The organism is Streptomyces sp. PKA51 (genome assembly GCF_057552455.1).
This window is the reverse complement of record NZ_BAAJPZ010000021.1, coordinates 81,770-95,861: the sequence shown is the minus strand read 5'-3', so window position 1 is coordinate 95,861 and position 14,092 is coordinate 81,770. Positions and strand designations below refer to the sequence as shown.

The window sequence follows — 14,092 nt, the reverse complement described above, 5'->3', positions numbered from 1 at the left end:
CGGGGCCCCCGGGGCGCGGGGGCCCCCCGGGCCCGGTGTCAGTAGCCGAAGTCCTGCGTCCAGTAGGGGCCGTTGCCGCCGTGGCGGATCCCCACGCCGATGCTCCGGTAGTCGCAGTTGAGGATGTTGGCCCGGTGCCCGCTGCTGCGCATCCAGGCGTCCATCACGGTGTGGGGGTCCGGGTGGCCGCGGGCGATGTTCTCCCCGCCGAGGTTCTTGATGCCGCGCCGGGCCGCCCGGTCCCAGGGGGTCCGGCCGTCGGGGTCGGTGTGGTCGAAGAAGCTCCGGCGCTCCATGTCGTCGCTGAAGGACTGTGCCAGTCGGTTCAGCCGCACGTCGGCCCGCAGGGGGCGGTAGCCGGCCCTGGCGCGTTCGGCGTTGACCAGCGACACCACCAGGTGGGCGGCGGCTGCGTGCGGGTCGGCCAGCGCCGCGGCGCGCAGCGGCTGCGCGTCCTCGTCGTCCTCGTCCGGTGCGGGGGAGTGCTGCGCGTGCGGCGCATGCGGCGCGTGCTGCCCGTGCGCCGGTGCGGCCGGTCGCGGCACGCCGGCCGGATGCCCGGAGGGTGCGGCGTACGGGGAGGAGGTAGGTGCGGCGGCGTGGCGTGGCGCGGTGTCCCGCCCGGGCGCGGTCCGGGCCGGCTCGTGGAAGCCCGCCTGCTGCATTCCCCCGTCCGGCGCCACCGGCTCCGCGCGGTCGCCCGCCGGTCGGTCGGCGGGCCGCTGCGGCCGGGCGCCCGCGCCGGGCGCGGGGGCCGCGGGGGCGATGGGTACGGTCGCCTCGGGCGGGCCGTCGGCGCGCACCTGTCCGCCGGGGCCCGTGCCCGGCGGTTGTCCGTCCCCGGCGGGGAAGACCCCGCCCGGCAGCAGGCCGGAGACCATGGCCACGGCGCCCATGGCCACCGCGGCCGAGGCGCCCAGCAGTCCTGCGCGCCGGCTCGGGGCGCCCTTGCCGCCCTTCGCGGCGGCCGCGGCCACCGCCTGCGGGTGCGGCGTCTTCTTCCGCCCGCCCCGGTGCGGGCTGCGGTGCCGCCCGCCGCCACCACCCCCTGGGCGTACGACGGGGAGGGGCTGGGTGACCGCCTCGGCCGGGTCCTCGGAGCGTCGATGGCGACCCATCCGCAGTCTTCCTCACGTGTCGGTGTCGAAGTGGTCACTCGTACGGGGGAGCCTTATTCGGCCGCGACTGTACGGCACGGGGCGCGGGGTCGAAGTGCTGCTTATGTAATTGCCCGGTTAACGTGCAGGCATGAACGAGAATGTCCGTCTGACGGCGTGGGTGCGCGGCCATGTGCAGGGTGTTGGCTTTCGTTGGTTCACTCGGGCCAATGCATTGCGGATCGGTGATCTGATCGGCTTTGCCTCCAACCTGTCCGACGGCCGCGTGCAGGTCGTGGCCGAGGGCCCCCGCGGGGCCTGCGAACAATTGCTCGATTGGCTGCGGGACGGCGACACGCCCGGGCGCGTCGACGGCGTCACCGAGATCTGGGACGCGCCCAAGGGGGGTTACGCCGGCTTCGAGATCCGCTGACCGTACGGCCGGGAAATCGGATAGTGGCCGGGTTTCCCCCGGAAGCGCGGCGGACGAGAGTCCCTCACATATGCCATCGGCATATGTGAGGGACGGAAATCGCCTGATGGTTGCCAAGCGGGCCGCAGCATGCAAGGCTGCCTGTCAACGGATGATCTCCAAGCGGCCCTGAGGGCCCCGGGTGCGGAATGCGGCGCCGATTACTCGCGCGCACCCCCGGGACGCCTGCGGATACAGCGTGTGATCGTGTTGACCGTCAAACCATTTGGTGAGACTCTGGAAGCCCCGCGCACCTTAGCTGTTTGGCATTGGAAGACCGTAGTAGCGATGGCAGACACCGCGGGTGCGAATCCCTCACGACCCACACCGCTTCGGTCGGTCACTCAGTGTGGAGGACCATCCATCATGGCAAAGGCGCTTCTCGGTTACGTCGGCGGCTCCGACCCCCGAGTCCTCTCCGAGATGCGACGGCTCCAGCAGCGTGTCCAGGACCTCGAATCCGAGCTCATCCGGATGCAGGCCGAGAACGACGCGCTGGCTGCCGCCGCTCACCACGGTGACTCGCTGCTCGACACCATCGACGTATCCAAGGCGGAGCCTGCGCTCGCCTGATCCGCGCCCCGCCCCGGGGGCCCGGTCGGGCTGCATCATCGGCAGCCGCCAGGAGTCGCAGCTGCAAGGGACGCTTCGGCGTCCCTTCGTCGTATCCCCCCGCCGGCTCCCCCCTCGGTCCGCCCCTGAAGGCCGTGTCGGTCGCGCTGTGTCGGCCGACCCCCGATCGCCGCCTCACGCACGACGTGCCCTTCATGTGCCCTGCCCCTCGCAGGGTGAAACCCGTGCGAACAACGAGCGACACAGCGGCAGCGCCCGGGCACGGGGCGGCCGGCCGGTAGAGTCCTCCCGCGTGCACCTCAAGAGCCTGACCCTGCGCGGGTTCAAATCCTTCGCCTCCGCCACGACCCTGCGCTTCGAACCCGGCATCACCTGTGTGGTGGGTCCGAACGGTTCGGGCAAGTCCAATGTGGTCGACGCCCTGTCCTGGGTCATGGGCGAGCAGGGGGCCAAGTCGCTGCGCGGCGGCAAGATGGAGGACGTCATCTTCGCCGGGACCACCGGCCGTCCCCCGCTCGGCCGCGCCGAGGTCTCCTTGACCATCGACAACTCCGACGGCGCCCTGCCCATCGAGTACGCCGAGGTCACCATCACGCGGATCATGTTCCGCAACGGCGGCAGCGAGTACCAGATCAACGGCGACACCTGCCGCCTGCTGGACATCCAGGAACTGCTCTCCGACTCCGGCATCGGCCGCGAGATGCACGTCATCGTCGGCCAGGGCCAGCTCGACTCCGTCCTGCACGCCGATCCCCAGGGCCGCCGCGCCTTCATCGAGGAGGCCGCGGGCGTCCTCAAGCACCGCAAGCGCAAGGAGAAGGCGCTGCGCAAGCTGGAGGCGATGAAGGCCAACCTCGCCCGCGTGCAGGACCTCACCGACGAACTGCGCCGCCAGCTCAAGCCGCTCGGCCGGCAGGCCGCCGTCGCCCGCCGCGCCGCCGTCATCCAGGCCGACCTGCGCGACGCCCGGCTGCGCCTGCTCGCCGACGACCTCGTCGCCCTGCGCGAGGCCCTGCGCTCCGAGATCGCCGACGAGGCCGCCCTCAAGGCCCGCAAGGAGGCCGCCGAGGCCGAGCTGCGCGCCGCCGCCCAGCGCGAGGCCGCCCTGGAGGAGCAGGTCCGCGCCCTCGCCCCGCGCCTGGCCCGGGCCCAGCAGACCTGGTACGAGCTCTCCCGCCTCGCCGAACGCGTACGCGGCACCGTCAGCCTCGCCGAGGCCCGCGTCACCAGCGCCACCTCCGCCCCCGCCGAGGACCGGCGCGGCCGCGACCCCGAGGACCTCGAACGCGAGGCCGCCCGCATCCGCGAACAGGAGGCCGAGCTCGAAGCCGCCCTGGAGGCGGCCGGCCGCGCCCTGGAGGACACCTCCGCGCACCGCGCCGAGCTCGAACGCCGCCTCGCCGAGGAGGAACGCCGGCTGCGCGACGCCGCCCGCGCCGTCGCCGACCGCCGCGAACAGCTCGCCCGGCTGCACGGCAGGGTCACCGCCGCCCGCGGCCGCGCCGCCTCCGCCGAGGCCGAGATCGGCCGGCTGGAACAGGCCCGCGAGGAGGCGGCCGAGCGCGCAGCGGCCGCCCAGGAGGAGTACGAGCGCCACCTCGCGGAGGCCGGCGGCACCGACGCCGAGGACACCGAACTGGCCGCCGCCCACGCACGGGCCCGGGCCGCCCTCGCCGAGGCCGACGCCGATCTCGACGCCGCCCGCGAGGCCGTCACCGAGGCCGAACGCGACCGCGCCGCCCTCACCGCCCGCCACGACGCCCTCGCCCTCGGTCTGCGCCGCAAGGACGGCACCGGCGCCCTGCTGAGCGCGAAGGAACGATTGACCGGCGTGCTGGGCCCGGCCGCCGAACTGCTGAGCGTCGCCCCCGGCCACGAACTGCCCGTCGCCACCGCCCTCGGCGCGGCCGCCGACGCCGTCGCCGTCTCCGGCCCCGCCGCGGCGGCCGAGGCCCTGCGCGTGCTGAAGAAGGAGGACGCCGGCCGGGCCACCCTCCTCCTCGCCGGGGCACCGGAGGAAACGTCCCTGCCCGGCAGCCCGGACGCTCCGGGGCCGCTGTACGCCGCCCGCCTCGTGCGCGGGCCCGAGACCCTGCTGCCCGCCGTGCACCGGCTGCTGCGCGACATCGTGGTCGTCGACACCCTGGAGGACGCCGAGGCCCTCGTGCACTCCCGGCCGCACCTGACCGCCGTCACGGCCGAGGGCGACCTGCTCGGAGCCCACTACGCCCAGGGCGGCTCCGGCGGGGCGCCCAGCCTGCTGGAGACCCAGGCCGCCGTCGACGAGGCCGCCGCCTCCCTCACCCGCCTGGGCGAGCGCTGCGCCGCCCTGCGCGCCGAGCGCGACGCGGCCGCCGAGCGCCGCCGCACCGCCGCCGCGCTCGTCGAGGAGCTCGCCGCCCGCCGCAGCGCCGCCGAGCGGGAACGCTCGCAGGGCGCGCAGGTGCTCGGCCGGCTCGCCGGCCAGGCCCGCGCCGCCGCCGGCGAGGCCGAACGCGCGGTCGCCGCGGCCGAACGCGCCCGCGAGGCCCTCACCCGCGCCACCGAGGAGGCCGAGGAACTGGCCGCCCGCCTCGCCGCGGCCGAGGACCTCGCCGCCGCCGACGGCACCGACGAACCCGACACCTCCGTACGCGACCGCCTCGCCGCCGACGGCGCCAACGCCCGCCAGACCGAGATGGAGGCGCGCCTGCAGGTCCGTACGCACGAGGAACGCGTCAAGGCCCTCGCCGGCCGGGCCGACTCCCTCGACCGCGCGGCCGCCGCCGAGCGCGAGGCCAGGACCCGCGCCGAACGCCGCCGCGCCCGGCTGCGCCACGAGGCCGAGGTGGCCGCCGCCGTCGCGGCCGGCGCCCGGCAGCTGCTGGCACACGTCGAGGTCTCCCTCGTGCGCGCCGACGAGGAGCGGCGCGCCGCCGAGGCCGCCAAGGCGGCCCGGGAGGAGGAGCTCGTCGCCGGCCGGGGCGCCGCCCGCGACCTGAAGACCGAGCTCGACAAGCTCACCGACTCCGTGCACCGCGGCGAGGTGCTGGGGGCGGAGAAGCGGCTGCGCATCGAGCAGCTGGAGGGCCGGGCCCTGGAGGAGCTGGGCGTCGAACCCGCCGTACTGATCGCCGAGTACGGCCCCGACCAGCCCGTGCCGCCCTCGCCCCCGGCGGAGGGCGAGGTGCTGCCCGAGGACCCCGAGCACCCCCGCAACCGGCCCGTCCCCTACGACCGCGCCGCCCAGGAGAAGCGCCTGAAGGCGGCCGAGCGCGCCTACCAGCAGCTGGGCAAGGTCAACCCGCTGGCGCTGGAGGAGTTCGCGGCGCTGGAGGAGCGGCACCAGTTCCTCTCCGAGCAGCTCGACGACCTCAAGAAGACCCGGGCGGACCTGCTGCAGGTGGTCAAGGACGTCGACAAGCGGGTGGAGGAGGTCTTCACGGCGGCGTACCACGACACGGCCCGCGAGTTCGAGGGCGTCTTCTCCCGGCTCTTCCCCGGCGGCGAGGGCCGGCTGGTGCTGACCGACCCCGACGACATGCTGGCCACCGGCGTTGACGTCGAGGCCCGCCCGCCGGGCAAGAAGGTCAAGCGGCTGTCCCTGCTCTCCGGCGGCGAGCGCTCGCTGACGGCGGTGGCGCTCCTCGTCGCCATCTTCAAGGCCCGGCCGAGCCCCTTCTACGTGATGGACGAGGTGGAGGCGGCCCTGGACGACACCAATCTCCAGCGGCTGATCCGGATCATGAAGGAGCTGCAGGAGAGCTCCCAACTCATCGTGATCACGCACCAGAAGCGCACGATGGAGGTGGCGGACGCCCTGTACGGAGTGTCCATGCAGGGCGACGGCGTGTCGAAGGTCGTCAGCCAGCGACTGCGCTAACTCAAGATCACTTCAACTCTTGAAGCTAACAAGGGGCAAACGGTGATCTGATTTCTTCCTCACACCCTATTGACTTAAAAAACTGAAGGCATAAGGTTTGCCGCGTTGCTCACGCCTTCACGTGGTTGATCGTCCGGTCCCACCGAGGCGCCCCCCACCCCGGCAGTGTCGCCGGGTTCCAGGAGAAAACCTTGACCAGCACTGCGACGGCGCAGGGGTCCGAGGGCCGCAAGGCCGCTCCGGACCACCTCGGCCACGTCATCTTCATCACCGCGGCCGCGGCCATGGGTGGCTTCCTCTTCGGCTACGACAGCTCCGTCATCAACGGTGCGGTCGAGGGCATCCGTGCGAAGTACGACATCGGCTCCGCCGCCCTCGCCCAGGTCATCGCCATCGCGCTGATCGGCTGCGCCGTCGGCGCAGCCACCGCGGGCCGCCTGGCCGACCGCATCGGCCGCATCCGCACGATGCAGATCTCCTCGGTCCTCTTCACCATCAGCGCGATCGGCTCGGCCCTGCCGTTCTCCCTGTACGACCTGGCCTTCTGGCGCGTCCTCGGCGGCATCGCCATCGGCATGGCCTCGGTCATCGGCCCGGCCTACATCGCCGAGGTCTCCCCGCCGGCCTACCGCGGCCGCCTCGGCGCCTTCCAGCAGGCCGCCATCGTCGTCGGCATCGCCGTCTCCCAGCTCGTCAACTGGGGCCTGCTGAACCTCGCCCACGGCGAGCAGCGCGGCAAGATCATGGGTATCGAGGCCTGGCAGGTCATGCTCGGCGTCATGGTCGTCCCCGCCGTCCTGTACGGCCTGCTCTCCCTCGCCATCCCCGAGTCGCCCCGCTTCCTGATCTCCGTCGACAAGATCGACAAGGCCAAGCAGGTCCTGGCCGAGGTCGAGGGCTCCGGCGTCGACCTCGACAAGCGCGTCGCCGAGATCGAGCACGCGATGAAGAGCGAGCAGAAGTCCACGTTCAAGGACCTCGTCGGCGGCAAGGGCGGCCTGCTCCCGATCGTCTGGATCGGCATCGGACTCTCCGTCTTCCAGCAGTTCGTCGGCATCAACGTCGCCTTCTACTACTCCTCGACGCTGTGGCAGTCGGTCGGCGTCAACCCCGAGAGCTCGTTCTTCTACAGCTTCACCACGTCGATCATCAACATCGTCGGCACCGTGATCGCGATGGTCCTCGTCGACCGCATCGGCCGCAAGCCGCTCGCCCTCGTCGGCTCCGTCGGCATGGCCCTCTCCCTCGCCCTGGAGGCCTGGGCCTTCGCCTCCAAGTCCGCCGAGGGCACCCTGCCCACCACGCAGGGCACCGTCGCCCTGATCGCGGCCCACGCGTTCGTCCTGTTCTTCGCGCTCTCCTGGGGCGTCGTGGTCTGGGTCTTCCTGGGCGAGATGTTCCCCAACCGCATCCGCGCCGCGGCGCTCGGCGTCGCCGCCTCCGCGCAGTGGGTCGCCAACTGGGCCATCACGGCCAGCTTCCCGAGCCTGGCGGACTGGAACCTGTCCGGGGCGTACGTGATCTACGCGGTCTTCGCCGTGCTCTCCATTCCCTTCGTGACGAAGTTCGTGAAGGAGACCAAGGGCAAGGCGTTGGAGGAGATGGGCTAACCCCCCCGCCGCCCCTCTCCCCGTGGCTGCCCCCGGCTCGTACGAGCCGGGGGCAGCCGCCGTTTGCGCTCCGCTCGGGCGGCACGACGGCGCCCCGCAGGGGCGCGGGCGACGGCGCGATCGGCCACTGACGGCCCGCGGCCGAATGCGCTGCCGCCACCCTGGGGCCCGGGCCCGGGGCCCGGGGCCCGGGGGCACTCCACCTGCGGGCGCGTCGTGGCTCGTCGCGCAGTTCCCCGCGCCCCTATGGGGCGCTGCGCGCCCATCGGGCAGTCGGGCCCGTGTGCCTGCGGGTGCGCTGCAACCGGCCGCCGGCCCGGCCTGGCGGGGCTTCGCCCCTGGCCCCCGGCCGAAGGAACGAGGCCGGGCGGCCGGCCCCCGCGCCCCTGCGGGCGGCTGCGCGCCCACCGGGCGGCCGGTCCCCGTGCCCCCTGCGGGGCGCTGCATGCCCACCGGGCCGTCGGTCCCCGTGCGCCTGCCGGGCGCTGCGCGCCCACCGGCGGGGTGCGGGTACGCGAAAGGGCCCCCGAGGGGGCCCTTTGCAGGTGGGGGAGGGGGCGCAGGCTACGCCGCCGGCACCTTCTCCGGCTCCGCCGCCTCCGCGGCCGCGGCCGCCGCCTCCGCCGCGTTCTCACGCGGCACCGGCAGCGCGGCCATCACCGCGGCCGAGATGAGAATCGTCGCCGCCCAGCCCAGGCCGTACTTGCCGACGAACGTCGACGACAGGGGGCCGCTGAACCAGGCGCAGTCCGTGAAGGCGAGGCCGGCGAGGAGGGCGACGCCCCAGGCGGTCATGGCCTGCCAGCAGAAGCCGCCGACGTACCAGTAGCGGCTCGTGCGGCCGGTGTCCATCAGCGCTTCGGCGTCGTAGCGCACGGCGCGGGACCGGCGGCGGGCCATGTCGACGGCGTAGACGCCGATCCAGGCGGAGAAGGAGACGGCCAGCAGGATGAGGAAGGTGATGAAGGAGCTGAGGAAGCTCTTGGCGACCAGCATCAGCAGGAGGCCGCCCGCGAGGGAGATGAAGGCGTTGATGCTGACGGCCATGGCGCGCGGCAGCTTGACGCCCATGGTCTGGGCGGTGAAGCCGGCGGAGTACATCGACAGGCTGTTGATCAGGAGCATGCCGACGATGGCGGTGATCAGGTAGGGCACGGCCAGCCAGGTCGGCAGGATGTCGCCGAGGAAGGAGACCGGGTCCGGGGCGTCGGCGAGCTTGGGCGTCGCCACGGCCATCACGGCACCCATGAGCACCATCGGCACCATGACGATGCCGGCGCCGGAGACGGTGGCGCCGACGATCTTCTTGCCGGAGGCGGCGTGCGGCAGGTACCGGGCGAAGTCCGGGCCGGTGGGCACCCAGCTGATGCCGCCGGCGGCGATGGTGCCGATACCGGCGATCACCATGGCCGTGGTGCCGGCGGGCTTGGAGAAGACCTCGTCCCACTCGATGTGGGCGATCAGGTAGCCGAGCACCAGGACGCTGAAGACGCCGAAGAGGTACGTCGACCAGGTGTTGCAGACGTTGAGCGCCTTGCGGCCCATGCCGCTGACCAGGAAGGTGCAGGCGACGAAGGCGAAGAGCGTCACGATGATGAGCACGGTGTTGCTCTTGACGCCGAGCACCAGGTCGAGGACGGTCAGCACCGCGTACGCGCCGGTGACCGCGTTGATCGTCTCCCAGCCGAAGCGGGCGACCCACAGGATCGCGCCGGGGAAGAGGTTGCCCCGCACGCCGAACGTGGCACGGGAGAGCATCGCGCCGGGGGCGCCGCCCCACTTGCCGGACACCGACAGCACGCCGACCAGGCCGAAGGACACCAGCGCGGCGCACGCGGCCACGACGAGGACCTGCCAGAAGTTCAGCTTGTTGAAGACCACCAGCGCGGCGCCCATGGTGAGCAGCAGCACGCTGATGTTGGCGGCAACCCAGGTCGGGAAGAGCTCCCGGACCCGGCCGTGCCGCTCGTGGTCGGGTACGGGCTCGATGCCGCGGGTCTCGATGGCGCCTGCGGCGCCGTCGGGGCTGGACACGTTGGCGCCTTCGGCAGCGTTGTCCATGGTGGGGGCCATGTGGGGGGCTCCGTGCGGGGTGAACCAGGGCGGGGCCTGGGCAGAAAGGGACGGTCGGGACTCTACGCGCGTTGCGCAAGCCCACGCCATCGTACTTTGATCTAACTTTGGCCGGTTAGGGCCATTCGTCCTTGTGGAAAACCACAACAACCTTGCGTCGCGGTGCCCGATCCCCGCGGTGTCCGATACTGGGTCCGTTATGGAAATCGTCATCCTTGCTGTCGTCATCGCTGTGGTCGCGCTCGGCGCGATCAGCGGGCTCGTGGTCAGCAGCCGCAAGAAGAAGCAGCTGCCGCCCGCTCCGCCGAGCACCCCGACCCCGTCCGTCACCGCGCCGCCCGCCGAGCCGCACATCGGCGAGGAGGCCGAGACCCCGACCGCGGCACCCCGCCGCACGGTCGAGGAAGTGGAACTGCCTCCGGCGAAGACGCCGGAGCCCGAGGCCCCCGTCGTGGAGCCCGCCCTCCCCGAGGCCCCGGCCGAGCCGGAGATCGAGGTCCCCGAGCCCACCGCCGGCCGCCTGGTGCGCCTGCGCGCCCGGCTCTCCCGCTCCCAGAACTCCCTGGGCAAGGGTCTGCTGACCCTGCTCTCCCGCGAGCACCTGGACGAGGACACCTGGGAGGAGATCGAGGACACCCTGCTGACCGCCGACGTCGGCGTCGCCCCCACCCAGGAGCTCGTCGAGCGCCTGCGCGAGCGCGTGCGCGTGCTCGGCACCCGTACGCCCGAGGAGCTGCGCGACCTGCTGCGCGAGGAGCTGCTCGCCCTCATCGGCACCGAGGCCGACCGCAGCGTCCACACCGAGCCGGGCGTGGCCGTGAACGGCGAGGAGAAGCCCGGCGTCGTCATGGTCGTCGGCGTCAACGGCACCGGCAAGACCACCACCACCGGCAAGCTCGCCCGGGTGCTCGTCGCCGACGGCAAGTCCGTCGTCCTGGGCGCGGCCGACACCTTCCGTGCCGCCGCCGCCGACCAGCTGCAGACCTGGGGCGAGCGGGTGGGCGCCCGTACGGTGCGCGGCCCGGAGGGCGGCGACCCGGCGTCGATCGCCTTCGACGCGGTCAAGGAGGGCATCGCCGAGGGCGCGGACGTCGTGCTGATCGACACCGCCGGCCGCCTGCACACCAAGACCGGCCTCATGGACGAGCTCGGCAAGGTCAAGCGCGTCGTGGAGAAGCACGGCTCGGTCGACGAGATCCTGCTCGTCCTCGACGCCACGACCGGTCAGAACGGCCTGACCCAGGCCCGGGTCTTCGCCGAGGTCGTCAACATCACCGGCATCGTGCTCACCAAGCTCGACGGCACCGCCAAGGGCGGCATCATCGTCTCCGTCCAGCGCGAGCTGGGCGTGCCGGTCAAGCTCGTCGGCCTGGGCGAGGGCGCGGACGACCTCGCGCCGTTCGAGCCCGAGGCGTTCGTGGACGCCCTGCTGGGCTGAGTCCCGCCCACCCGCGCGAAAGGGGTGTCCTCGTCGCAGCACCGCTGCCGCGAGGACACCCCTTTCAGCTGCCCGCGGCGCCCGAGCGGTGGCACACGTACGCCAGCGTGCCCAGCAGCAGCCGTGCCTCCGGCGGCCGGCCGGCCGTGTCCAGGGCGGGCGGCAGCAGCCAGCGCATGGGCCCGAGCCCGGCGAAGTCCGACGGCGGCGCCGTGACGTGGTCGCCGCGGCCCAGCCCCTTGAGGTCCAGCCGGGCGTCGTCCCAGCCCATCCGGTACAGCAGCTGCGGAAGCTCCGCGGCCGCTCCCGGGGCGACGAAGAACAGCGCCCGCCCGTGCGGGGTCAGTGCCACCGGCCCCAGCGGCACCCCCATGCGCTCCAGCCGCGCCAGGGCGTGCCGCCCGGCCGCCTCGGAGACCTCCAGCACGTCGAAGGAGCGGCCCACCGGCAGCAGCACGGCCGCGCCCGGCACCTCGGCCCATGCGGCGGCGGCCTCGTCGAGGGTGGCGCCCGCGGGCACCGGCGGGGCGAACGACAGCGGGTGGGCGCCGGGGGAGGGGCAGTCGGCGGCGCCGCACGAGCAGGCCGGGCCGCCGCCGCGCGAGGCCCGGGCGCCGGGGACCACGTCCCAGCCCCACAGGCCGGTGTACTCCGCGACCGTCGTCACGTACTCGGACGCGCGGCCTCGGCGCCGAGAGCTCGAGCGCAGGTCCCGGATGCCGCCGATTGTGAAGCCCATGCCCCCTCCAACGGGTCGTGTTCGCCGATGGTTACGTGTCGGAGTGTCTCGGACACGCACGGTCGCCGATGCCCGCCCGGAGGGGGCGTGACGGTGTGCGATGGGTGGTGCGTGCGGCGGTGCGCGCGGTGGCGCGCATCGATTCACCCTCCCCTCGGTTTCCTTCGGCCGTTCCCTGTCAAGTCAATCGCGATGGGTGAGGAAGGAGTTCATTCCTTGGGGTGGCGAATGGTGGCGTTTCCTGGACCCCACTCGCCCGAGCGGTGATCGTAGGATTACTTTCGGTACCCGAATCCTGCCGGACGGGCGGCCGCAACGGGCGGCAAGCTGGAGGCGGTTCGCACGCAGACGTGTGAACGCACGTGTGACCACCGGTCCGTGTGGACACAGGATGCGTAGACACACGTAGACGCAGACACGCGTAGACGCAGAGTTTCGGATGGGGGCGTTCCCGTGGTCGGCAATGTCAGCAGTACCGGCGGGGCCGAGAAGCCGGAGAAGCGCCCCAACGAGCAGCTCAACTCCTGGTTCCTGCGCAGCGGCTGGTCCAAGGGCGAGCTCGCCCGCCAGGTCAACCGCAGGGCCAAGCAGCTCGGCGCCCACCACGTCAGCACCGACACCTCCCGCGTGCGGCGCTGGCTCGACGGCGAGCAGCCCCGCGAGCCCATCCCCAAGATCCTCTCCGAGCTCTTCTCCGAGCGTTTCGGCTGCGTCGTCGGCGTCGAGGACATCGGGCTGCGCACCGCCCACCAGTCCCCCTCCGTCTCCGGCATCGACCTGCCCTGGGCCGCCCCCCAGACCGTCGAGCTGCTCAGCGAGTTCTCCCGCAGCGACCTGATGCTCGCCCGCCGCGGCTTCCTCGGCACCTCCCTCGCCCTGACCGCCGGTCCCGCCCTCATCGAGCCCATGCAGCGCTGGCTGGTGCCCGGCCCCACCGGCGGCCGGCCCGCCGAGCGCACCGAGCGCGACCGCCCCCGCCGCTCCCGCCTCTCCGAGCCCGAGCTGGAGCTGCTGGAGTCCACCACCGTGATGTTCCGGCAGTGGGACGCCCAATGCGGCGGCGGCCTGCGCCGCAAGGCCGTGGTGGGCCAGCTCCACGAGGTCACCGACCTCCTGCAGGAACCGCAGCCCGAGGACACCGCCCGACGCCTGTTCCAGGTCGCCGCCGAGCTGGCCGAGCTCGCCGGCTGGATGAGCTACGACGTCGGGCTGCACCCCACCGCCCAGAAGTACTTCGTGCTCGCCCTGCACGCCGCCAAAGAAGCCGGCAACCGGCCCCTGGGGTCCTACATCCTCTCCAACATGAGCCGGCAGATGATCCACCTCGGCCGCGCGGAGGACGCCCTGGAGCTCATCCACCTCGGCCAGTACGGCTCCCGCGAGAGCGCCACCCCCCGTACGCAGGCCATGCTGTACGCCATGGAGGCCCGGGCGTACGCCAACATGGGCCAGCCCGCCAAGGTCAAGCGCGCCGTGAACATGGCCGAGGACTGCTTCGCCGACATCTCCTCCAGTGACGACGACCCCGGCTGGATCCACTTCTTCTCCGAGGCCGAGCTCAACGCCGAGAACGCCCACTCCTACCGCGACCTCGCCTACGTCGCCGGGCGCAGCCCCACCTACGCGCAGCTGGCCCGGCCCAAGATGGAGCGCGCCGTCGAGCTGTTCTCCCAGGACGGCGTCCACCAGCGGTCGTATGCGCTCAACCTCGTCGGCATGGCCACCGTGCACCTGATGCAGCGCGAGCCGGAAGCCATCGGCGAGCCCGTCGCCAAGGCGCTGCGCATCGCCCGGCAGGTCCGCTCCGAGCGGGTCAACAACCGGCTGCGCAAGACCGTCGACAGCGCCGTGCGCGACTTCGGCGACGTCCCCGCCGTGCGCGAGCTCGGCGAACAGCTCGCCACCCACCTGCCGGAGTCCGCCGAGCCCGCCGCCCAGGCGGTCTGAAGGCCCTCCCGGCACCCCGTACCCGGCCGCGGCGGCCCTCCCCGTACACCCGACTCGGCTCCCCCACGCCAGGTCGAGCGCGGACGGCCGCCGCGCCCGGCTGCCCTCCCGCACGCGCCGGGCGTTCACCCCGCCGTAACACGTGCCCGGTCATCGCAACCGGCGTGAAACACCTCACGGCACTGACGGAAACCACGCTGCGACAGCCTCGGGGCCACACCGCCCCACCGGGACCACCGGCCCGCTCGGGGGCACGGGCCGCGGCCGTGAGGAGACCACGA

Annotated in this window: 9 protein-coding genes; 6 read left to right on the top strand and 3 right to left on the bottom strand. The window is 73.0% G+C overall.

What is annotated here, in order from left to right:
• Positions 1 to 38: 38 nt before the first annotated feature.
• Positions 39 to 1,118 (bottom strand): CAP domain-containing protein, encoded by a 1,080-nt coding sequence (locus AC27L3_RS24945; RefSeq protein WP_487236287.1) that lies wholly within the window; start codon positions 1,116 to 1,118, stop codon positions 39 to 41.
• Positions 1,119 to 1,248: 130 nt separating this feature from the next.
• On the opposite strand from AC27L3_RS24945, the gene AC27L3_RS24940 reads away from it, so the two are divergent.
• From AC27L3_RS24940 to AC27L3_RS24925, 4 genes are all read left to right on the top strand, one after another.
• Positions 1,249 to 1,530, top strand: coding sequence for an acylphosphatase (locus AC27L3_RS24940; protein WP_344435906.1), 282 nt, complete (start codon positions 1,249 to 1,251; stop codon positions 1,528 to 1,530).
• A 405-nt stretch (positions 1,531 to 1,935) separates the two neighbouring features.
• On the top strand, positions 1,936 to 2,142 hold the full coding sequence (locus AC27L3_RS24935; RefSeq protein ID WP_487236286.1) for a hypothetical protein: 207 nt from the start codon (positions 1,936 to 1,938) through the stop codon (positions 2,140 to 2,142).
• A gap of 292 nt (positions 2,143 to 2,434) precedes the next feature.
• The gene (gene smc, locus AC27L3_RS24930; protein ID WP_487236285.1) at positions 2,435 to 6,004 is read left to right on the top strand and encodes a chromosome segregation protein SMC; all 3,570 of its coding nucleotides are present in this window, start codon (positions 2,435 to 2,437) and stop codon (positions 6,002 to 6,004) included.
• Between the two features lie 191 nt (positions 6,005 to 6,195).
• Positions 6,196 to 7,614, top strand: coding sequence for a sugar porter family MFS transporter (locus AC27L3_RS24925; protein ID WP_487236284.1), 1,419 nt, complete (start codon positions 6,196 to 6,198; stop codon positions 7,612 to 7,614).
• Between the two features lie 564 nt (positions 7,615 to 8,178).
• Here the strand turns inward: AC27L3_RS24925 and AC27L3_RS24920 are convergent.
• Complete coding sequence (locus AC27L3_RS24920) at positions 8,179 to 9,675, bottom strand: purine-cytosine permease family protein (RefSeq protein WP_487236290.1); 1,497 nt, start codon at positions 9,673 to 9,675, stop codon at positions 8,179 to 8,181.
• Between the two features lie 211 nt (positions 9,676 to 9,886).
• On the opposite strand from AC27L3_RS24920, the gene ftsY reads away from it, so the two are divergent.
• Positions 9,887 to 11,125: a signal recognition particle-docking protein FtsY gene (ftsY, locus tag AC27L3_RS24915; protein ID WP_487236283.1), complete on the top strand. Its 1,239-nt coding sequence runs from the start codon at positions 9,887 to 9,889 to the stop codon at positions 11,123 to 11,125.
• Between the two features lie 64 nt (positions 11,126 to 11,189).
• Here the strand turns inward: ftsY and AC27L3_RS24910 are convergent, their stop codons facing one another.
• Positions 11,190 to 11,864 carry a bifunctional DNA primase/polymerase gene (locus AC27L3_RS24910; RefSeq protein WP_487236282.1) on the bottom strand — a complete coding sequence of 225 codons (675 nt, stop codon included), beginning with the start codon at positions 11,862 to 11,864 and terminating at the stop codon, positions 11,190 to 11,192.
• 453 nt (positions 11,865 to 12,317) lie between these two features.
• On the opposite strand from AC27L3_RS24910, the gene nsdA reads away from it, so the two are divergent.
• Positions 12,318 to 13,811, top strand: coding sequence for a transcriptional repressor NsdA (gene nsdA / locus AC27L3_RS24905; protein WP_487236281.1), 1,494 nt, complete (start codon positions 12,318 to 12,320; stop codon positions 13,809 to 13,811).
• Positions 13,812 to 14,092: the final 281 nt, after the last annotated feature.